The following is a 20,734-nucleotide window of genomic DNA, read 5'->3' on the forward strand; positions in this document are numbered from 1 at the left end:
AGACGGCCGAGAACGGGGTATCAACATATCTGGCGTTGATTTTTGGCACGCTGTTGAGTTCTCAAGGAACGGACGCTTCCTTTGTACTCACCCGAACCATCTTCTCGGGCTTTCCTCCGGGCGCTTCCCTTCGGTCTTGCGTTTCCGACTCTATCAGATCGTTTTCCGATCCGATTTCCTCGGTGCTTTCCAGGTTCCCGCTTCCGCGTTTCCCTTTCCGGCGGTTCCGACTCTATCAGATCCTTTCGGGCCTGATTCCCAGTCAGTGGGAGTTGTCTTCACGGCTGTTGGGCCGTTCCGACGTCCCAAACCTTAGCGGATCTGGCCGACAGTTCCCAATCGGGCTGCCGAACCCAAATCGAATTGAATTCGGGCACGCCGAATTCGACCCGGTTGGGAGATCGTGCTGGTTTGTTTGGGTGCCGCTTGAGCGGCGGAGGTGCTGTCGCAGAACCGTTACGGCTCTGCGGCAACCCGAAGAACTCTACGGATCACGGGGTGGACTGTCAAGTCTCCCCCGGGTGGCCCGCGGTCAAACTTCGGGCTCTCTTCAGCGTACGACTTCAATCGAGGTCGGTGAGCCGGCCGCCGGCGTCCGGCTGGGCATGTTCGACTCGGCGGAGGAGGCGGGTCAGGACCTCGCCGAGGACCGTGCGCTCCAGGGGTGAGAGGTCCTGTAGGAGGTCCTCCTCGAAGACCGAGGCCAGACGCATGGCCTCCAGCCACTTCTCGCGGCCTTCGGAGGTGAGCTCGACGATGACGCGGACGCGGTTGGTCTCGTCGCGCTCCCTCGTCACCAGGCCCTCGGTGACCATGCGGTCGATCCGGTGGGTCATGGCGGCCGGGGTGAGGCCGAGCCGCTTGGCGAGTTCGCTCGGGCCCATGCGGTAAGGGGCGCCGGAGAGGACGAGGGCCTTGAGGACCTCCCACTCGGCGTTACTGATGCCGAGCGCCGACGTCTGGCGGCCGTAGGCGACGTTCATGCGGCGGTTGAGCCGGGAGAGCCCCGAGACGATCTTCTCGACCTGGGGGTCGAGGTCCTGGAACTCGCGCTGGTAGGCGGCGATTTGCTCCTCGAGTGTCGGCTCGGCGCTGTCGGAGGTGGTGGGGGTGTCGCCCATGGTCGCAGTATGGCACGCCCCTGCTTGGCATCGAAGTCCTTCGGGGTGTAGTGTTTAGGTTCTAAGTTTTATCTTCGAAGTCTTCAGTGGTAACGCCTGAGTGGCGGGCGTGGGGGCTTTCTCTTACCTAGGCAGGTGAACGTGACCAGGGGGACGGGCGCAGCGATGCGCCGGATTCATGTGGGCAACGCGCTCGGCGCGTTCGGACTCGGCTTCACGGTCCCGTATCTGTACGTCTACGTGGCGCAGGTGCGGGATCTCGGGGCGATGACCGCGGGACTGGTGCTCGCGGTGTTCGCCGTGGCCGCGCTGGTGGTGCTGCCGTTCGCCGGGCGGGCCATAGTCCGGCGTGGCCCGCTTCCGGTGCTGCTCGCCTCCCTGGTCACCGCTGCGATCGGGTCGCTGGGGCTCGGGCTGGCGGCGAGTGCCACGACCGTGTTGTTGTCCGCGGCGACGCTCGGGGCCGGGCAGGCCGTGACGCAGCCGGCGCTCGCGACGATGATCGTGGACTGTTCGCGTGCGGAGTCGCGGTCGCGGGACTTCGCCACGCAGTTCTTTCTGCAGAACCTCGGGCTCGGGGTCGGAGGCCTGATGGGCGGGCATCTCGTGGATGCCACACGCGCGGGGTCCTTCACGCTGCTCTTCTCCATACAGGCGGCGATGTTCCTGGTGCTCGTCGGTGTGATGGCGACGGTGCGCATGCCTCGGATGGCGAAGGCCGAGGATGTGGCGACGGGAGCGACGCCCAAGGGAAGCTGGAAGCAGCTGCTCGGCAACCGGGCCATGGTGCGGCTCTGCGTGCTCGGGTTCGTGCTCTTCTTCGCCTGCTACGGGCAGTTCGAGTCGGGGCTGAGTGCGTACGGGGTCGAGGCGGCAGGAATATCGACCTCCGCGCTCGGGACGGCGTTGGCTGCCAACACCGCGGTGATCGTGATCGCGCAGTTCGCCGTGCTGCGGTTCGTGGAGCGGCGTCGACGGTCGCGGGTGATCGCCGCCGTGGGGCTCATATGGGCCGTCGCGTGGGCGGTGGCCGGGTTCGCCGGGCTGGGGCAGACGGGCCAGACCATGGCCACCGCCGCATTCGTGTCGACGTACGCGCTGTTCGGTCTCGGTGAGGCCATGTTGTCGCCGACCGTCGCGCCGCTGGTGGCCGATCTGGCTCCGACGGGGATGGCAGGGCAGTACAACTCCGCGTTCGCGCTGGTCAAGCAGCTCGCGCTGGCGGTCGGGCCGGCTGTGGGCGGGCCGATGGGGGCCTCGCTGCATACCCCGTACATCGTGATGTTCCTGCTCCTCTCTCTGGGCATCACGGTGCTGGCGCTGCGGCTCGGGCGGCGGCTCACGGCCGTACAGGACCAGCCGTCGCTGGCGAGGAGCCGGGTCGTGGCTCGGGGTGGGGCGCCTGCTGGGTCGACACTGGCCGCGTAGGTCCCCTTGACCGGACATGAGTGGCGGCCCCGACCGCTTTTCCGAGACCGGATGTCAGGGCTGTGGGGGTGGTCGAGGCGGGATGTCGGGACCGTGTGCGCTTTCGGGTGTCGCCGGGCACCGGGGTCGGGTCAGCCTGATCTGGCTTCGGTCACGCGGAGTCTGTGGGCGGAGTGGAGGGCGGCGACGAAGGCGGCCAGGTACAGGGAGGTGGCGAGGCAGACGGTCGTCGAGACCGGTGAGGCCGACGCGGGACAGTTGTTTCTCGTGCCTGCTTACGAGCCTGTCGAGGGGACGCTGCGGGCCTCCAGGGGGCTTTCTGGGCGGCGGTGACTCCTCGCTGAGGTTGTGGTCCTGGAAGACCCCGCCGCCGATCCGGATCTCGCCGGAGTCGGCGACGGCCAGGCCGGCGAGTGGTCAACCCGGCATCCGTTCGACGTTCGCCAGGAGGTGATCTCGCGGCGGTGATCGCCAGCCGGACCGACAGGTGCCCGAGCCGTGTGAGCGGCCCGGGCGGGGCCCCGTTCGTCAGGTCGTGCGCGGCAGGGCGAACTCGCACCACACCGCCTTGCCGCCGCCCGGGGCCCGGCGGCTGCCCCAGTTGGAGGCGATGGTGGCGACGATGGCGATGCCGCGGCCGGACTCGTCGGCGGGGTCGGCCCGGCGGCGCCGGGGCAGATGGTCGTTGCCGTCGGTGACCTCGACGATGAGCCGACGGTCGGTGCGGCGCAGCCGCAGACGCATGGGCGGGGTGCCGTGTTGGAGGGAGTTGGCGACCAGTTCGCTGGCCGCCAGGACTCCCAGGTCGTGCAGTTCCGGCGGGAAGCGCCAGCTGGTCAGGACGCCGGAGGCGAAGGCCCGGGCTCGAGGGGCCGCTTCCACACCGCCCAGCAGCTCCAGCGCCGCGTTGCGGAAGAGTTCTCCGTCGGGGCCGGTGCGGGCGGGGTGCTGGAGGACGAGGACGGCGACGTCGTCGTCGTGGTCGGCGGTGACGCCCGTGGAGCGGACCAGGCGGTCGCAGACGACCTGGGGGGTGCCGGTGGCGCCGGCCAGGGCGCGCTCCAGGGCGGCGATTCCCTCGTCGAGGTCCTCGTTGCGGCGCTCCACCAGGCCGTCCGTGTAGAAGACGGCCGTGGAGCCGGGTCCGAGGGGGATCGAGCCGGAGGAGTGGGTCCAGCCGCCGGTGCCGAGCGGGGGGCCGGTGGGTTCGTCGGCGCGCAGGACGGTGCCGCTCTCGTCGCGGACGAGGATGGGCAGATGGCCTGCCGAGGCGTAGACCAGGCGGCCCTCGTTGGGGTCGTGGACGGCGTAGACGCAGGTGGCGATCTGGTTGGGGTCGATCTCCGTGGCGAGGCCGTCCAGCAGTTGCAGGACGTCGTGCGGGGGGAGGTCCAGGCGGGCGTAGGCGCGGACGGCCGTACGGAGCTGGCCCATGACGGCGGCGGCGCGGACGCCCCGTCCCATGACGTCGCCGATGACGAGGGCCGTGCGGCCGCCGCCGAGGGTGATGACGTCGTACCAGTCGCCGCCGACGGCGGTCTCCGTGCCGCCGGGGTGGTAGACGGCGGCGATGCGCAGGTCGTCCGGCTGTTCGAGTTCCTGGGGGAGGAGGGAGCGCTGGAGGGTGACGGCGGTCTCGCGCTGGCGGCGTTCGCTGGCGCGCAGGCGCTCGGCGGCCTCGGCGTGGTCGGTGACATCGGCGGCGAAGATCAGGACGCCGCCGTCCCCCTGCCGTGTGCCGCTGGGTACGGCGACCGGGGTGCAGGTGATCGTGTAACTGCGGCCACCGGGGGCCTTGCGGGACTTGACCGTGCGGGGTCTGGAACTGCGCAGGACCTGGTCGAGGAGCGGAAGAAGGCCGAGGGCGTCCAGCTCCGGCAGGGTCTCGCGGGCGGGCTCGCCGAGGGGGCGGACGCCGAAGGCCGCGACGTAGGCATCGTTGACGTAGGCCGTGCGGTGGTCGGGGCCGTGCACGAGGGCTACGAGGGCCGGGATGCGGTCGAGGATCTCGCGGGTGGGGAGGTCGTCGACGGCGGGCACGGTCGGTGTGTGGTCCGGGGGGTCGTCGGTCTGCCGTTCGGCGCGGGCGGCGGGCACGGAGCCGTCCCCCCGCCGGTCCGGGGTGATCGTGTGTTCGGTCCGCGCTGCGGCGCGGCGCTGCGTACCGGGGAGCCGGGCGCTCCAGCGCGTGAAGTTCACCGAATCCTTGCCTCGTGCCTCGTGTTGTTGTCTGTGGCCGGCTCCGGATCCGGCCGGTGGCCCGGAGGGTTGCCCCGGGTGCGGCGGTGGGGGGACGCCTGGTCGTGGGTGCCGAAGGGGTGGGGCGATGGTCGAGCCGGTGGCGAATGGGGTGGTTCGTGCGGGCTTGGTGGGTGGTGTGCGGGCAGGGTGATGGCCCCGCCCGAGATCATGGATCACATCGCGGACCAGTCTGGCCGACCGGACCGACATCCGTCAGACGTCGGGCTGAACGGTGGAGTTCCTGGATCCGGTCAGGACGACCCCTTCGGGTCCTCAGGAGGCTTTCCACCGGCCGCGAGTTCGAACTCCGCACGGGGATGTTCGAGTGAACCGAGCGAGACGATCTCGCGTTTGAAGAGCCCGGAGAGGGTCCATTCGGCGAGGACGCGGGCCTTGCGGTTGAAGGTGGGCACCCTGCTCAGGTGGTAGACGCGGTGCATGAACCAGGCGGGGTAGCCCTTCAGCTTCCGCCCGTAGACGTGCGCGACACCTTTGTGCAGGCCCAGGGAGGCGACCGAGCCGACGTATTTGTGCGCGTACGTCTGCAGGGGCTCGCCGCGCAGGGAGCGGGCGATGTTGTCGCCGAGGGCGCGGGCCTGGCGTACGGCGTGCTGGGCGTTGGGGGCGGTCTCCTTGCCGGGTTCGGCGGTGACGTCGGGGACTGCGGCCGCGTCACCGGCCGCCCACGCGTGCGAGACGCCCTCCACCGACAGTTCGGCGGTGCACTTCAGCCGGCCGCGTTCGTTCAGCGGGAGGTCGGTGGCGGCGAGGACGGGATGCGGTTTCACACCGGCCGTCCACACGACCGTACGGGTCGGGAAGCGGGCGCCGTCGCTGAGGACGGCGACGCGGTCGGTGCACGATTCCAGGCGGGTGTGCAGCCGTACGTCGATGTTGCGGCGGCGCAGCTCGGTGACCGTGTAGCGGCCCATCTCCTCGCCGACCTCGGGGAGGATGCGGTCGGACGCCTCCACGAGGATCCACTTCATGTCCTCGGGCTTGACGTTGTGGTAGTACCGCGCGGTGTAGCGGGCCATGTCCTCCAGCTCGCCGAGCGCCTCCACGCCCGCGTAGCCGCCGCCCACGAAGACGAAGGTCAGGGCGGCGTCGCGGATCGCGGGGTCACGGGTGGAGGAGGCGATGTCCATCTGCTCGATGACGTGGTTGCGCAGGCCGATGGCCTCTTCGACGGTCTTGAAGCCGATGCCGAAGTCCGCGAGCCCGGGGACGGGCAGGGTGCGCGAGATCGAGCCGGGGGCGAGGACCAGTTCGTCGTACGTGAGCTGTTCGGAGCCCGTGCCCTCTTCCTCTGTGGCGAGGGTGTCCAGGGTCGCGATGCGTTTGGCGTGGTTGATCGCGGTGGCCTCGCCGATGACGACCTTGCACTTGTCGAGGACACGGCGCAGCGGTACGACGACATGGCGGGGCGAGATGGAGCCCGCGGCCGCCTCCGGAAGGAAGGGTTGATACGTCATATAGGGGTCGGGGGACACGACGACGATCTCGACGTCTCCGCGTCCGAGTTCCGGTTTCAGCTGTCGCTGCAAGCGCAGCGCTGTGTACAGCCCGACGTATCCGCCGCCGACGATAAGGATGCGCATCGGTTCCTTCACCATCCCATGACGCACCTTGCTCGCTGGTTTGTCCACAGGCCCGGCAATTTGTGTGACCGGTCGCCGTCGGGGCGCGGGGTTGCCCGATTTACCGGCGTGAGCGACAGGTGCGCAGGTCAGATGATGTGAGCCGGGTGGCAGGAGGGGGCGCAAACCGGACGTAAACCACCCGTACTCCGATCGAGGGGCGCTCCGTGCGGAACGTGCCCCTTCTGAATTGACTCCCTCTCAACTATGTTCGTGTCTTGACGGGGTGTAGGGGGGATGCGTCCAAGAGGTTCGGGCGGGTTCGGGATCCGATGCGGATTCCGGGTCCGGGTCCGGGTACCGAGTGGGTCCGCGACGGGCGGGTCGGCTCGGGGGCCGGCTCTCCGACGAAGGGAATCGGGGGACCACCGAGGACCTTGGGCGATCGTTCCGCCGCTCCGGCTCGTCGGCGCCGAGGTGCCGGCGGCTTCCGATGACGGGGAGAGTCTCCGGGGGGAGACGTCATTACCGGGGGAACACTTATGCATATTCAGGAGTCTCATTGGTCGTCCGCGCCCACGATCGCACCCGGTGGTGCGATCGGCTCGGCGGGCGGCAACGGACGCGGTGACGGAGTGCGGTCGACTCCGCTCCGCGTGGACGCACAGCGCAACCTCGAGCACGTGCTGCGCGCGGCGCGCGAGGTCTTCGGCGAGCTGGGGTACGGCGCGCCGATGGAGGACGTGGCCCGGCGGGCCCGAGTGGGTGTCGGCACGGTGTACCGGCGCTTCCCGAGCAAGGACGTCCTGGTCCGGCGGATAGCCGAGGAGGAGACGTCTCGGCTCACCGAACAGGCCAGGGTGGCGCTCGGGCAGGAGGAGGACCCGTGGCAGGCGCTGTCGCGGTTCCTGCGGACGTCGGTGGCGTCGGGTGCCGGGCGGTTGCTGCCGCCGCAGGTGCTGCGGGTCGGGGTCGCGGAGGACGCGACCGGGGCCGGCGGGGCCGACGTTGTCGGTGGCGGTGTCGGTGACGAGGCGCGGGTGCCGCAGCAGCGGGTTCAGCCGACGGCCGAGTTGCGGCTGGTGCCGGCGGACCCGGGTGCCGTCGGCAGCGGTGGCGGGTCGGTGGACGACGCCGGAGCGTCCGCGCTGCTCGAGGTCGTGGGGCAGCTCGTGGAGCGGGCTCGGGCGGCGGGTGAACTGCGCGAGGACGTGACCGTGGCTGATGTGTTGCTCGTGATCGCCACGGGCGCGCCCGCGTTGCCTGATGCGGCGCAGCAGGCTGCCGCGTCGGCGCGGTTGCTGGACATCCTGTTGGAGGGGTTGCGGTCTCGGCCGGTCTGACGGGTGTCGGGTGAGGGTGCGTCCGGCGTGATGGATGTCGGGTTCGGTTCGCCTCAGGGGCGGCGTGGGGTGTTTTTCGCCCCCCGCCGCCCTTACCCGTTCCCATCCCCAGGGGCGCTGCCCCTTCGGCCCCGGGCAGGCCTCGCGCGCGTGGATGTCCGTTGCCTCGTCGTGGCTTGTCGCGCGGTTCCCCGCACCCCTGGGAGGCGGCCCTCCGGGCCGGCCACCACCCCTGGGCCTCACCTGGACAGGTGAAGTCGCGTACTGATGTCCGGGAAGTCCGCTCGGACGAGTGGTACGCCCTTGGTGCGGGGGCTGATCAAAAGCCGATATGGCACTCTGACCGGTGTTCAGGACTGGGTGGGCTGGTGGCGGGGGCTTCCGCGATGGGTGTTGACGGGCGGGACGAGTCGGTGGGTGACGCACCCCCTCAGGTGCCCGGCCAGGGGAGGCGGGTTCCGGCGCAGTGGGACCGGTCCGACTCGGGGGTGCTGCCGCCTCGGGCGCCGTCCGACGCCGATCTGATCGAGCGGATGCGGTCGGGGGACGACTCGGCGTACGAGGAGCTGTACCGGCGGCACTCGGAGGCCGTGCGTCGTTATGCGCGGGCCTGCTGCCGGGACGCCCATACGGCCGATGACCTGACCGCTGAGGTCTTCGCCCGGATGCTGCAGGCCGTACGGGGCGGGTCCGGGCCCGAGCACGCCGTACGGGCCTATCTGCTGACGTCGGTGCGGCGTGTCGCCGCCACGTGGACGAGTTCCGCCAGGCGGGAGCAACTGGTCGACGACTTCGCCGTGTTCGCGGCGCAGGCCTCTCGCGGGGCCGAGGTGTCGGACACGACCGCGTCCATGAGCTCCTTCGCAGCGGGACTCGATCTCGGGGCCGACGTGCGGGCGTTGCACGAGGCCGAGCAGTCGATGGCGATGCGGGCCTTCCGGTCGCTGCCGGAGCGGTGGCAGGCCGTGCTGTGGCACACGGAGGTGGAGGACGAGTCGCCGAGCGAGGTCGCCACGCTCTTCGGGCTGGACGCCAACGGGACGCGTGTGCTGGCCAGTCGGGCCCGGGAGGGGCTCAAACAGGCGTATCTGCAGGCCCATGTGAGCGCCACGCTCGCGGGGAACTCGGCGGAGTGCGGGCGTTACGCCGACCGGCTCGGCGCGTACGCGCGGGGCGGTCTGCGGACGCGCGCCGAGCGGGGGTTGCGGGCGCATCTGGAGGAGTGCGCGGCGTGCCGGCTGGCCGCCGGGCAGATCAAGGAGGTCGCGGGCGGCATTCCCGCCGTCGTACCGATCGCGGTCATCGGGTGGTTCGGTGCGGCCGGCTATGCGAAGACGGCCGCGCTCGTCGCCGGGGGCGCGGGGGTCGGGGCGGCCGGAGCCGCGGGGGCGGCTGCGGTGGGCGGGGCTTCCGCGGGTGCGGGCGCGAGTGGCGCGGGCGGCGGGGCCGCCGTGGAAGCGCTCGGAGCACCGGCCAAGGCCGGTATCGCGGTGAGTGTGGCCGGGATGGTGGCCGCGGCCGTGGCGCTCGCCCTGGCGGGCAACGACACGGAGGACAAGTTGCCACTGGCCAGGCCGCCCGTCAGCCAACCCGTGGAGGCACCACCGGAAGAGCCGGCTGCCGATCCGTCGGAGCCGCCGGAGGAGCCCCCGCCGGGCACACCGGCGGCGATGGTGCCGGTGGTTCCGGTGTCCAAGCCGTTGCCGACGCCTTCACCGCCCCCGACGCCGACGCCGTCGGCAACGCCGCCGGCGCCCGACGCGAGGACGACACCTTCGCCCACACCCACACCACCGCCTTCACCGACCGAGCCGTCGCCCCCGCCGACCCCGACGCCCCCTTCCCCGGCACCGGCCGTGTACCGGTGGAACGAGCTGCGGTACGACGTCCTCGGCGACGGCGGCGAGCCCGAGATGCGGTTCGGCGAAAGCAGCTGGGTCTGGCAGCGGTACGGGATGTCGATCGCCGGGAAGCGGTACGCCCACGGGGTGACCGTGCACGGCCACTCCTCCGTGACCATCGGCCTCAACCGCCGCTGCGGCTCGTACGACGCCCTCGTCGGTGTCGACGACATGACGCTCGGTCTCGGCGAGGTCTCCTTCTCCGTGTACGGCGACGGGGTCCGACTGTGGAAGTCCGGGCCGGTGCGGGGTGGGGAGCCGGCCGTTCCGGTCCATGTGGACCTCAGGGGCCGGGAGACGGTACGGCTGGTCGTCGAACCGCACGGCCACCACGACCTGCCGGTGTTGGCGGACTGGGCGCGGTCGGAATTCACCTGCGGGTGAGAAGCACGGGCCTTCTAGCCCCGTCTCGCCGTGGCCCCCGCCCCCAGTGCGCCTCGCTGGGGCTTGATGCCGGCCGGGACCGCGCGTTGTCTCGCGGGCGTGCCCGTCCAGCAGGTGCCGCGGCGGGAGAGGAGGCGGCGCAGCCAGAGTTCGAGGGAGACGAGGTCGGCGAGGCCGTCCAGGGGGAGGGGTTCGCCCTCGGCGGCTGCCCGGAGGGCCTTGCGGACCACTCGGGCCTCCACCAGGCCCGCCTGGGCGAGCAGGGGCGTGTCGAAGAGGCTGATGAGAGTGTCGGCGGAGGCGCGGAGACCGGTGCGGGTGGCGGCGGCGGAGGTTGCGTGGGAGGGGGCGCCCCAGCCGGGTGGGAGGTCGGTGACGCCGGCGCCCTCCAGGACCGTACGGAGGATGGCGGCGCGGGCTCCCGGCTGGACCCGGAGGGCCTCGGGGAGGGCGCGGCAGGCCCGGACGACCTGGTTGTCGAGGAACGGGGTGTGGAGGCGCTGGGAGCGGATCTCGACGGCCTGTTCGAGGATTCTCAGGTCCGCGGCGTGGCGGGCGAGGGCCGCGCGGGCGCGGAAGTCGCCGGGGCGCTGGCCGGGGCCGACGGTGGGGCGGCCGGTGGTGGCGCCGAGGCGAATCGATACTTCTGCCAGGGCCTCGCCCGTGAGCCAGCGGGCGGCCGGGCCCGGTCTGGCCCAGGTGAGCGCCGCCAGGGAGGCGCCCACCGCTCCTCCGGGCTCCTCGAAGCGGCGCTGCATCAGACGGGTGGCGAGGACTTCGACGCCGGAGCGGTACGGGGTGCGGGCCAGCTTCCGGGCGGCGCCGTACACGCGCGCGGGGACCATCACCGAGCCGTCGGCCTTGGCGAGGGCGGCGACCGGGCGGACCAGGTGGCGGCGTTTGCGGTCCATGAGGAGGTCGGCGAGGCGGGCGGGGTGGGCGTCCAGGACCTGGCGTGCGCCGTAGCCGGTGAAGTGGTCGGCGCTGCCGGAGGCGAGGCGGGCGCGGTGGCGGGCGGCGGTGACGAGGGAGGGGCCCGGTTCGTCGGTCAGGGGACCTTCGAGGTCGGCGTACGGGAGGACCTCCTCGCCGCCCGTCACCACCACGTGGTGCAGGCGGGGGTTGGCGGCCATGGTGCCCGCGCGTTCCAGTTCGGCTTCGCGGCCGGAGGTGGCCAGGTCGTTGAAGGTGACGGCCAGGAGGCGTTCGCCGGCGCCCGTGCCGTGGCCGAGGACCGTACCGGGGGCGCCGGGCAGGCCGGCGGCGAGCAGGGCCAGGGTGCCGGAGGCGGGGCCGCCCGAGAGGTCGGCGCCGATGCCGGGGGCCGGCATGCCCCGGGCGGCGCGGCGCTCGGCGGGGCCCATGCCGGGGACCGGCCCCGGGTCCACGTCGGGTACGTGCCGGGGGGCGGACAGGCGGACGCGTACGGCCTCCACGAGGGCGTCGCGGACGTCGTCCACCGCGCCGGCCGGGTCTGCGGAGGGGGCGGCGACGGCGATGGAGGCGACCGGCTCGTAACCGGCGATCTCGCGCGCACCGGCGCGCAGGATCAGTGCGTGCCCCGGGGGAATGCGGCGCACGCCGTCGTACGGAGTGGAGTCATGGAGGGCGTCCGGTACGTCGGGGGCTGCGAGCAGGGCGGCCAGATGCCCGAAGTCGAGGTTGGCCTCGATGAGGTCGGCGAGAGGGAGGGCTGCCGTCGCGTACGCGGTGCCGCCGGCCCAGGGGGTGTGGAAGACGGGGCGCGCGCCCGCGAGGTCGCCGCAGACGGTGACCCGGCGGCCGACCTGGACGACGGCCGTGTAGCTGCCGGGCCAGGCGGTGAGGTGGCGCAGGGCGCCGCCTCGGGCTGCGAACAGGCCCACGCGCAGTTGCTCGTCGGAGGCACCGCAGATACCGAGGACGGCGATCTTCGTCTGTGCGTCGGCCCGCACCACACGCACCTCGTCCGGGCGCCAGTCGCCGACGGCCCACAGCGGATCGGGGTCGCCCCAGATGAGGTGGGAGCCGACCGGGTGCACGCTCTCGCCGTCGTGTCCGGTGGCTCCGGCGGAGCCGATGACGGGTGCGCCAGCGGCGGTACTGCTCCATCCCACCAACCACCGCATCGACGCCTCCACAGGCTGTGGACAACCAGTGCACCGTACGAACCGGCTCCCATGCTGCCACGAAGGAGGCCTGTCGGAGGGCGCGCGGGTCGGCTTGCACACCGGTAAGTGCGCCCCTGGGGAGCCTTGAGCGCTCCCCCGCCACACCCTCAAGTAGGCCCTGAGGAGGGGGAGTCGACAAAGGCGAACCCCGGGTCTACGACGCGAATGCGCCCCCGGTACGCTCCCCCAAAACACTTAACGCGCCCTCAAGAGCCGTGGTCGGAGCGGTATTCCCTCTCCACGACCACCGTCGATTTTCGGCCAAATCGGCCACGGAGGGCGGAGTCGGCATGCCCCCCGCGCCGCCCCCGATGGCAACTCAGTGTCAACGCACAGTCCGGGAGGCGGAGTTCGCCTCCCGGACCGGTCCGCCGCCCGCGGGGATGTAGGCGGCGGTGTCCCCCAGCCCACTGGATCCAGTACAGCGGGCCGACCCACGCACGACCATGGAACCGCTCCCCCGGTGGCCGGAGAAGAGCGCACGGACAGGCGCACGGCCACACAGCGGGAGCACGTGACAACACTCCGTACTCTGTCCGCTCTTTCGTACGGACCACAATCCCGCCATCCGGATTTGGGCCCCTTAACGCTTGGGATGCGGCGAACTACGCTGGGTTTACGAATGCCGCGTGCCTATGCCGCCGCGGCAGCCGTCTGTTCGAGGGGTGGCGCAATGTCCAGGGAGCAACGCGGGCCGAACGAAAAGCTCGGCGCCGTTCTCGCCCTCGCGGGAATCAGCAACGCAGGACTCGCGCGTCGCGTCAACGACCTTGGCGCTCAACGCGGGCTGACACTTCGCTACGACAAGACCTCGGTGGCGCGGTGGGTCTCCAAGGGCATGGTCCCCCAGGGTGCCGCGCCGCATCTCATCGCGGCCGCGATCGGCCAGAAGCTGGGCCGACCGGTGCCGCTCCACGAGATCGGCCTGGCGGACGCGGATCCCGCCCCCGAAGTGGGCCTCGCCTTCCCCCGTGACGTCGGACAGGCGGTGCGCTCGGCGACGGAGCTGTACCGGCTCGACCTCGCGGGACGCCGCGCCGGCTCCGGCGGCATCTGGCAGTCCCTGGCAGGATCGTTCGCGGTGAGCGCCTACGCCACACCCGCCTCACGCTGGCTGATAACCCCGGCCGACAGTTCGGTGGCGCGCGAGGCGGGCTCCGTCGAGGGCTCCGGGTCGCCACTGAAGGTCGGCCACAGCGATGTGCAGAAGTTGCGTGAGGCCGCCGAGGACGCCAGGCGCTGGGACTCCAAGTACGGGGGCGGCGACTGGCGTTCGTCCATGGTGCCGGAGTGCCTGCGGGTCGAGGCGGCGCCCCTGCTGCTCGGGTCGTACTCCGACGAGGTGGGCCGCGCGCTGTTCGGAGCGTCCGCGGAACTCACCCGGCTCGCAGGCTGGATGGCCTTCGACACGGGTCAGCAGGAGGCCGCGCAGCGGTACTACATCCAGGCGCTGCGGCTCGCGCGCGCCGCGGCCGACGTGCCGCTGGGCGGGTATGTGCTGGCGACGATGTCCCTGCAGGCGACCTACCGCGGGTTCGGCGACGAGGGCGTCGATCTCGCGCAGGCCGCCCTCGAACGCAACCGGGGGCTGGCCACCGCCCGCACCATGAGCTTCTTCCGGCTCGTCGAGGCGAGGGCGCACGCGCGCGCTGGCGACGCGGCGGCCGCCGGGGCGGCCCTCAAGGCCGCCGAGGGGTGGCTGGAACGGGCCCGGGACGGCGACAACGACCCGACCTGGCTGGGGTTCTACGGCTACGACCGGTTCGCCGCGGACGCGGCCGAGTGCTACCGCGACCTCAAGGCGCCGCGTCAGGTGCGCCGCTTCACCGAGCAGGCGCTGTCGCGGCCGACGGAGGAGTTCGTACGCTCGCACGGGCTGCGGCTCGTCGTCTCGGCCGTCGCCGAGTTGGAGTCCGGCAACCTCGATGCGGCGTGCGAGCAGGGGGTGCGGGCGGTGGAGGTCGCGGGGCGCATCTCGTCGGCTCGCACGACCGAGTATGTGAAGGATCTGCTGCATCGGCTGGAGCCGTACGGGGATGAGCCGCGGGTCATTGAGCTGCGGGAGAGGGCGCGGCCGCTGTTGATGACGCCGGCGTAAGCGCTCCGCTTGGCCGCGGGCTCCTACCCGGCCGCCGGGTGTGTGGTTGCGGGACCTGCGGGTGCGTCGTGGTTGCTCGCGCAGTTCCCCGCGCCCCTTTGAGGCACGGCCCCTGCGTGACCGGCGTCATGAAGACGGCTTCCGGGTTTGAGGGCATTGTCAGTGGTGCAGTGCACTATCGGAGTCGGGAGGTGGGGCGCGTGCGGAGGCAGGGCGCTTACGACTGCGATGTGCTCGTGGTCGGCGGGGGGATCGTCGGGCTGTCGACGGCGTACGCGATCACGCGGGCGGCGCCGGGGACACACGTGACCGTGCTGGAGAAGGAGCCGGGGCCGGCCCGGCACCAGACCGGGCGGAACAGCGGTGTCATCCACAGCGGGATCTACTACCGTCCGGGATCTCTGAAGGCGCGGTACGCGGTCGAGGGCGCCGCCGAGATGGTCAAGTTCTGCGCCGAGTACGGCATCGACCACGCCGTCACCGGGAAGCTGATCGTCGCCACCGAGCGGTCCGAGCTGCCCCGGCTGCACTCCCTGGTGCAGCGCGGGCGGGAGAACGGGATTCCGGTGCGGGAGCTGGGCGCCGCCCAGATCGCCGAGTACGAGCCGGAGGTGCGCGGGCTCGCGGCCATACATGTCGGGACCACCGGGATCTGTGACTTCGTGGGGGTCGCCCGGCAGCTCGCGCGGGCCTCCGGCGCCGAGATCCGGTACGGCGCGGAGGTCGAGCGGATCGACCGGCGGGCCTCGCTGGGGGTCGCCGTGCGGATCCGGGGCGGCGACATCGTACGGGGGCGGGTGCTGGTGAACTGCGCCGGGCTGCACTGCGACGAGGTGGCCCGGATGACCGGGGACGAGCCCGGGATGCGGATCGTGCCGTTCCGGGGGGAGTACTACGAGCTGGCCCGTCCCGAGCTGGTCCGAGGACTCGTCTACCCCGTGCCCGATCCGGCGTTCCCGTTCCTCGGGGTGCATCTGACGCGAGGGATCGACGGGGGTGTCCACATCGGGCCCAACGCGGTGCCCGCGCTGGCACGTGAGGGGTACGGGTGGGGGACCGTGCGGGCGCGGGAGCTGGGGGCGACGCTGGCATGGCCCGGTTCCTGGCGGATAGCTCGACGGCACTGGCGGTACGGAGCCGGGGAGCTTCGGCGGTCGGTGTCCAAGAAGGCCTTCACCGGGGCCGTGCGGAGGCTGCTGCCGGGGGTTTCCGAAGGAGATCTCGTGCCGGCGGCGGCTGGGGTACGCGCGCAGGCGGTGCTTCGGGACGGGACGCTGGTGGATGACTTTCTGATCCGGGAGGGGGCGCGGGCGGTGCATGTGCTGAACGCGCCCTCGCCTGCGGCGACGGCTTCGCTGCCGATCGGGCGGGAGGTGGGGAGGAGAGCCTTGGGTGTGTTGGCTCAGGTCTGAGGGGTCGGCGTCCGAGGAGTCGGCGTCTGAGGAGTCGGCGTCTGAGGAGTCGGCGTCTGAGGGTCGGCGTCCGAGGGGTTCGCCCCCGCCGCCCCTACCCGTGCCGCGCTGGGAGGGCGTCGCAGGGGTTTACCTCGCCGTAAAATCGGAGGCACTGTGTCTGATTCCGCCCGTGCTTCCGAGTCCCGCACCTCCGGTGCCTCCCTTCGGCATACCCGCGTCAAGGGGGAGCCCCGCTTCCCCCATGGGCCCCAGGCGGATCCCGCCGGGTCGCACTTCGAGCGGCGGATCAGGAGCTTCCAGCCCCGGCGGAGTCGGGTGACGGCCGGGCAGGCGGACGCGTTGCAGCGGCTGTGGCCCAAGTGGGGTCTCGACATCGACGGTCGGGCGTTCGATCTCGTCGAGCTGTTCGGGAACGACAAGCCCGTCGTGCTGGAGATCGGCTTCGGGATGGGCGAGGCGACGGCGCTGATGGCCGCCGCCGACCCGGAGACCAACGTACTGGCCGTGGATGTGCACACCCCGGGCCAGGGGAACCTGCTGAACCTCGCGGACCGGGACGGTCTGTCCAACATCCGGGTCGCCAACGGGGACGCGATCATCCTGCTGCGGGAGATGCTGCCGCCCGGCTCACTGGACGGGCTGCGGGTCTACTTCCCCGACCCCTGGCCGAAGAAGCGGCACCACAAGCGCCGGCTGATCCAGCCCGAGTTCCTCACGCTGGTCGCGTCGCGGCTCCGGCCGGGGGCGATCGTGCACTGTGCGACGGACTGGGAGCCGTACGCCGAGCAGATGCTGGACGTGCTGACCGCGCATCCGGAGTTCGAGAACACCCGCGCCGACGGTGGGTTCGCGCCACGTCCTGACTTCCGGCCGCTGACCCGTTTCGAGGGGCAGGGACTGGACAAGGGTCATGTGGTGAACGATCTGCTCTTCCGCCGCGTACAGCAGCGTGAACGGGAGCAGACGCACGTGCCGACCCACAAGCCGACGCAGGGACAGCAGTAGTAGCGGAAGCAAAAGCAGCAGGAGAAGCGCAAGCAGAAGTCCGAACATCCCCCACAGGCGTCTGAAGGCTGTCCGTCCTTCGTAGTCCGGCGGGTATGCGGTCCGACGGGCCCCAGCACGCACCGTCGCGGGCGGCGCCCATCCCTCGTTAGGGTCAATGCAATGGCCACCAGTCCCACCCACCCGACGCACCCCAGCGGACCTGCCGGTGAGTATGCGTTCAGGCCCACGCGCTGGTGGCAGCGGAAGAGCGTCAAGTACAGCGCGCTGATCGGGCTGCTCGGGATCTCCGGTCTGGTCATCCTCGCGCTCGTGCGCGAGCAGACCGGCACGGAGGGGTTCCTGGTCGGACTGGGGCTCGCGGTGCTGCCCGTGCCGGTGCTCATGGCGGCGTTCAGGTGGCTGGACCGGGTGGAGCCGGGCCCCTGGAAGAACATGGTGTTCGCGTTCGCGTGGGGGGCGTGTGCCGCGGCGCTGATAGCCATCGTGGCGAACAGTTTCGCCACACAGTGGATAGCGACGGCCACGGCCGATCCGACGCATGCCGACACCGTGGGTGCGACCGTCATAGCGCCCGTGGTGGAGGAGACCGCCAAGGCCGCGGCCGTCTTACTCGTCTTCCTTTTCAGGAGGCGGGACTTCACCGGGATCGTGGACGGGGTGGTGATCGCGGGAGTCACCGCCACCGGCTTCGCCTTCACCGAGAACATCCTCTACCTGGGGACCGCGTTCGGGACGGACCAGCTCAGCGGGGGCAGCGGGCTGGCGTCGGTCACCGCGGCGACCTTCTTCGTGCGGGTGATCATGTCGCCGTTCGCGCATCCGTTGTTCACCGTGCTGACGGGGATCGGGTTCGGGGTGGCGGCGTTCGCGGCGGAGTGGCAGCGGGTGCGGCGGGTGGCCGTACCGCTGGGCGGCCTGTTGCTCGCCATGGCGATGCACGCGGTCTGGAACGGGTCGGCGACGTTCGGGGAGTACGGGTTCTTCGCCGTGTACGCGGCGCTGATGGTGCCGGCGTTCGGGTTGCTGACGTGGTTGGTGATCTGGCTGCGGCAGCGGGAGTTGCGGACCGTGCGGGAGGAACTGCCGGCGTATGCGGCGGCGGGGTGGCTGACGCCGGCCGAGCCGTATGTGCTGGGGTCGATGCGGGCTCGGCGGGTGGCGCGGGAGTACGCGGCGCATCACTTCGGGAAGGCGGCGGCCCGGTCGGTCGGGGAGTACGAGACGTACGCGACGAAGTTGGCGTTTCTGCGGCGTCGGGGACTGCGAGGGCGGGCCGGAGGTGACTTCGCGCTCAGGGAGCGGGAGTTGCTGTTCGAGCTGTGGCGCAGGCGCGGGGTGGCTCGGCCTGCGATGGGGTACGCGGGGCGGGGAGTGGGGGCCCGTGGGTACGGGTACGGCTGGTATGCCCACGGGGGGTACGCGCACGGCGGGTACGGGTCGGCGTACGGCCAGCCCTTGGGGTACGGGATGGCGGCGTATCCGGGGTACAACCCGTACCGGTACTAGGGCTTCGCGGGTCGCTGTGGGGGTGCGGTGGTGGGGCGGCGCTGGTTCAACTGTGGTCGTGCGCGCAGTTCCCCGCGCCCATTGGGGGCGCGGGCTGCACGTTCGACCGGGGAGCGGTGCTCTACGCCGACGCCTCGGTCAAACGGTCGAGTTCCTCGGGCGTGAGGGTGAGGTCGGCGACGGCCAGGAGCGGCGGGAGTTGGTCCGGGGTGCGCGCGGAGGCGATCGGGGCCGTGATCGTCGGCTGGGCGGTGAGCCAGGCGAGGGCGACGGTGGCGGGGGCCACGCCGCGGGCCTCGGCGATCTCGTCGAGGGCGCTGAGGACACGGAGGCCGGTCGGGCTGTCGAGGTACGCGCCGGCGCCGGCGGCCCGGGGGCTGTCGACGGTGGTGCCGGGCCGGTACTTGCCCGTGAGGAAGCCCTTGGCGAGGGCGAAGTAGGGGACGCCGGAGAGGCCGTGTCCGGCGGCGAGGCTCTGGAGGGGGCCCTCGTAGGTGTCCCGTGAGACCAGGTTGTAGTGCGGCTGGAGCGCCACATAGCGGGCCAGGCCCTCGGCCTCCGAGAACTCCAGGGAGGCCTTCAGGCGCTCGGGGGTGATGTTGGACGCCGCTATCGCGCGGACCTTGCCGGCCTTCACCAGGTCGTCGAGGGCCGTGATGATCTCCTCGACGGGGACCTCGGGCTGGTCGAAGTGGGTGTAGTAGAGGTCGATGTGGTCCGTGTCGAGGCGGGCGAGGGAGGCGTCGGCCGCCGCCTTGATGTTGGCCGCCGTCAGCCCCTGGTACTCGGGGTGCTGGCTCACCTTGGTAGCGATGACCACGTCGGCGCGGTTGCCACGCGACTTGAGCCACCTGCCGATGATCCGCTCGGACTCGCCCCCCTCGTTGCCCTCCACCCACGCCGAGTAGGAGTCGGCGGTGTCGACGAAGTTGCCGCCCGCCGCCGCGTAGGCGTCGAGGACGGCGAAGGACTGCGCCTCGTCGGCGGTCCAGCCGAAGACGTTGCCGCCGAGGGAGAGGGGGAAGACCCTGATGTCGGACGTGCCCAGTTGGCGAAGAGTAGTCATGTCCTACGTCAACCGGTGGGGCGGACTTCCGCATTCCGGCTCGGCGTGACGTGTGCGTGAAGCGTCCGTCCCGCCGTCGTGAACCGCCGTCGTGAACGGCCGTCGTGAACGGCCATCGTGAACCGCCCCCGGGAACCGCCCTGGGGACCGTCCCTGGGAACGACGAACGCCGCGTGGTCCTCGCGGACTTACGCGGCGTACGAGTCGGTCGGTTCCCTACGGGTTCAGGCCCTTGCTGCGCAGCCATGCCGCCGGGTCGATGCCGCTGCTGGAGCCGCCGGGGTGGACCTCCATGTGGAGGTGGGCGCCGGTGACGTTGCCCGTGGCGCCGACGCGGCCGATGACGTCGCCGGTGGCGACCTTCTGGCCGACGCTGACGCCGATGGAGGACTGGTGGGCGTACCAGATCTCGGTGCCGTCATCGAGGGTGAGCACGGTCTTGTAGCCGTAGGAACCCTCGTACCCGGCCTGCGTGATGGTGCCGCTGTGGACGGCCTTGATGAGGGTGCCCGTGGGAGCGGCGAAGTCGAGGCCGGTGTGGTAGCCGGAGGACCAGTAGGGGCCGGCCTGACCGAAGGTGGAGGTGAGGGTGTAGGAGGAGGTGGGGAGCGCGAACTGCTTGGCGAGGGCCGCGAGGCGCTCGGCTTCCTTCTTCCGCTCGGCCTCCTCCGCCGCCTTCTTCTTCGCGGCGGCTTCCTTGGCCTCGGCTTCCTTCTTCTCCTCGGCGGCCTGCTCGGCGGCCTTGTTCGCGGCGGCCGTCTGGGCGGCCTCGGCGGTGGCCTTGTCGAACGCGTCCTGCTGGGACTCGGCCTGTGCCATGATGCGGGCGCGCAGCGCCTCGCCGGCGTTGGCGGTGCCCTGCTCGGTGTCGGCGGCGATCAGACCGGCGCTGCTGAGGGGGGTCGTGGAGGCCTGGGGCTCCGGCTCCTCGGCGTCGTCCTCGAAGACCGAGCCGACGTTCGGCATGTCGGGCAGCGATATGGACACCGGGGCCTTGCCGGACTGCGCGCTGGCCATGCCGGCGCCGCTGACGGCGGCTATGACACCGACGCCCAGGACCGTGGAGCTGCGGGCGAGACCGCCACGGGCGAGTACGCCGCCGCTCTTCTTGGCGACGCGGTGCCGACCGCGAACGGGGCGAATGGACTCCTCGGTGGGGTTCCACTCCTGCCAGGGGCCCTCGTTGTCGCTGCTGTAGCTGCCGTAGCCGAACGTCTGGCTGTCGCCATCGCGTTGGCTCGGTACGAACGGGGCTTCGGTCGCGGACCGGTTCGACGCCACGTGGGCGTACTCCTTTCCTTCCTTCTCGCCTACCGGGTTAGCTGACGGGTTCGGAGCAGGAAGGTCTCCTACGCGCGTAAACCTGACGTGCTGCCACGACGGTTTGCGCGCGATTCACCCCAGGGTGGTGGTTCCCCGGTTCCCTTGCGGGATTCGGCGCGTGAGCACGGAGCCGTCTCTTGTGACGGCTGGGACGACCGCGCTGCGTTATC

At 71.3% G+C, this 20,734-nt stretch carries 13 protein-coding genes and 1 riboswitch; of the genes, 7 read left to right on the forward strand and 6 right to left on the reverse strand.

What is annotated here, in order from left to right:
- Window positions 1-563: 563 nt before the first annotated feature.
- Window positions 564-1,121, reverse strand: a complete 558-nt coding sequence (locus tag ACFY9I_RS07855) for a MarR family transcriptional regulator (RefSeq protein ID WP_390998137.1) — start codon at window positions 1,119-1,121, stop codon at window positions 564-566.
- A 165-nt stretch (window positions 1,122-1,286) separates the two neighbouring features.
- Between ACFY9I_RS07855 and ACFY9I_RS07860 the strand changes: the two genes are divergently transcribed.
- The gene (locus ACFY9I_RS07860) at window positions 1,287-2,549 is read left to right on the forward strand and encodes an MFS transporter (RefSeq protein WP_390999126.1); all 1,263 of its coding nucleotides are present in this window, start codon (window positions 1,287-1,289) and stop codon (window positions 2,547-2,549) included.
- Between the two features lie 528 nt (window positions 2,550-3,077).
- Here ACFY9I_RS07860 and ACFY9I_RS07865 read toward each other — a convergent pair.
- Together ACFY9I_RS07865 and ACFY9I_RS07870 are read right to left on the reverse strand one after the other, a co-directional pair.
- On the reverse strand, window positions 3,078-4,748 hold the full coding sequence (locus tag ACFY9I_RS07865; protein ID WP_390998140.1) for a SpoIIE family protein phosphatase: 1,671 nt from the start codon (window positions 4,746-4,748) through the stop codon (window positions 3,078-3,080).
- A 293-nt stretch (window positions 4,749-5,041) separates the two neighbouring features.
- On the reverse strand, window positions 5,042-6,406 hold the full coding sequence (locus tag ACFY9I_RS07870) for an FAD-dependent oxidoreductase (RefSeq protein WP_390998143.1): 1,365 nt from the start codon (window positions 6,404-6,406) through the stop codon (window positions 5,042-5,044).
- A 506-nt stretch (window positions 6,407-6,912) separates the two neighbouring features.
- Between ACFY9I_RS07870 and ACFY9I_RS07875 the strand changes: the two genes are divergently transcribed.
- Entirely contained in the window at window positions 6,913-7,713 is an 801-nt protein-coding gene (locus ACFY9I_RS07875; protein ID WP_390998145.1) for a TetR family transcriptional regulator, read from the forward strand.
- Between the two features lie 386 nt (window positions 7,714-8,099).
- Window positions 8,100-9,998, forward strand: coding sequence for a sigma-70 family RNA polymerase sigma factor (locus tag ACFY9I_RS07880; RefSeq protein ID WP_390998148.1), 1,899 nt, complete (start codon window positions 8,100-8,102; stop codon window positions 9,996-9,998).
- Window positions 9,999-10,012: 14 nt separating this feature from the next.
- Here ACFY9I_RS07880 and ACFY9I_RS07885 read toward each other — a convergent pair whose 3' ends face one another.
- Window positions 10,013-12,106, reverse strand: coding sequence for an asparagine synthase-related protein (locus ACFY9I_RS07885; RefSeq protein WP_390998151.1), 2,094 nt, complete (start codon window positions 12,104-12,106; stop codon window positions 10,013-10,015).
- 715 nt (window positions 12,107-12,821) lie between these two features.
- On the opposite strand from ACFY9I_RS07885, the gene ACFY9I_RS07890 reads away from it, so the two are divergent.
- The 4 genes from ACFY9I_RS07890 (at window position 12,822) to ACFY9I_RS07905 (ending at window position 18,175) form a co-directional block, all read left to right on the forward strand.
- A complete protein-coding gene (locus ACFY9I_RS07890; RefSeq protein ID WP_390998154.1) occupies window positions 12,822-14,246 on the forward strand; it encodes an MFS transporter in 1,425 nt (474 codons plus the stop codon).
- Window positions 14,247-14,446: 200 nt separating this feature from the next.
- Window positions 14,447-15,658: an L-2-hydroxyglutarate oxidase gene (gene lhgO, locus ACFY9I_RS07895; RefSeq protein ID WP_390998156.1), complete on the forward strand. Its 1,212-nt coding sequence runs from the start codon at window positions 14,447-14,449 to the stop codon at window positions 15,656-15,658.
- A 156-nt stretch (window positions 15,659-15,814) separates the two neighbouring features.
- Window positions 15,815-16,666, forward strand: a complete 852-nt coding sequence (gene trmB / locus ACFY9I_RS07900; RefSeq protein ID WP_390998158.1) for a tRNA (guanosine(46)-N7)-methyltransferase TrmB — start codon at window positions 15,815-15,817, stop codon at window positions 16,664-16,666.
- A 162-nt stretch (window positions 16,667-16,828) separates the two neighbouring features.
- Window positions 16,829-18,175: a PrsW family glutamic-type intramembrane protease gene (locus ACFY9I_RS07905; RefSeq protein ID WP_390998160.1), complete on the forward strand. Its 1,347-nt coding sequence runs from the start codon at window positions 16,829-16,831 to the stop codon at window positions 18,173-18,175.
- Between the two features lie 121 nt (window positions 18,176-18,296).
- Here ACFY9I_RS07905 and ACFY9I_RS07910 read toward each other — a convergent pair whose 3' ends face one another.
- Together ACFY9I_RS07910 and ACFY9I_RS07915 are read right to left on the reverse strand one after the other, a co-directional pair.
- A complete protein-coding gene (locus ACFY9I_RS07910; protein WP_390998162.1) occupies window positions 18,297-19,241 on the reverse strand; it encodes an aldo/keto reductase in 945 nt (314 codons plus the stop codon).
- A 216-nt stretch (window positions 19,242-19,457) separates the two neighbouring features.
- Window positions 19,458-20,522, reverse strand: coding sequence for a peptidoglycan DD-metalloendopeptidase family protein (locus ACFY9I_RS07915; RefSeq protein WP_390998165.1), 1,065 nt, complete (start codon window positions 20,520-20,522; stop codon window positions 19,458-19,460).
- Window positions 20,523-20,533: 11 nt separating this feature from the next.
- A riboswitch (cyclic di-AMP (ydaO/yuaA leader) is annotated at window positions 20,534-20,691 on the reverse strand.
- Window positions 20,692-20,734: the final 43 nt, after the last annotated feature.

Source organism: Streptomyces sp. NPDC012510 (assembly GCF_042955065.1).
Lineage (GTDB): Bacteria > Actinomycetota > Actinomycetes > Streptomycetales > Streptomycetaceae > Streptomyces.

What these genes read in the sequence shown, in the direction of transcription:
- ACFY9I_RS07855 (WP_390998137.1), bottom strand. Translation starts at nt 1,121, where the DNA reads ATGGGCGACACCCCCACCACCTCCGACAGCGCCGAGCCGACACTCGAG.
- ACFY9I_RS07860 (WP_390999126.1), top strand. Translation starts at nt 1,287, where the DNA reads ATGCGCCGGATTCATGTGGGCAACGCGCTCGGCGCGTTCGGACTCGGC.
- ACFY9I_RS07870 (WP_390998143.1), bottom strand. Translation starts at nt 6,406, where the DNA reads ATGGTGAAGGAACCGATGCGCATCCTTATCGTCGGCGGCGGATACGTC.
- ACFY9I_RS07875 (WP_390998145.1), top strand. Translation starts at nt 6,913, where the DNA reads ATGCATATTCAGGAGTCTCATTGGTCGTCCGCGCCCACGATCGCACCC.
- ACFY9I_RS07880 (WP_390998148.1), top strand. Translation starts at nt 8,100, where the DNA reads ATGGGTGTTGACGGGCGGGACGAGTCGGTGGGTGACGCACCCCCTCAG.
- ACFY9I_RS07885 (WP_390998151.1), bottom strand. Translation starts at nt 12,106, where the DNA reads ATGCGGTGGTTGGTGGGATGGAGCAGTACCGCCGCTGGCGCACCCGTC.
- ACFY9I_RS07890 (WP_390998154.1), top strand. Translation starts at nt 12,822, where the DNA reads ATGTCCAGGGAGCAACGCGGGCCGAACGAAAAGCTCGGCGCCGTTCTC.
- ACFY9I_RS07905 (WP_390998160.1), top strand. Translation starts at nt 16,829, where the DNA reads ATGGCCACCAGTCCCACCCACCCGACGCACCCCAGCGGACCTGCCGGT.
- ACFY9I_RS07910 (WP_390998162.1), bottom strand. Translation starts at nt 19,241, where the DNA reads ATGACTACTCTTCGCCAACTGGGCACGTCCGACATCAGGGTCTTCCCC.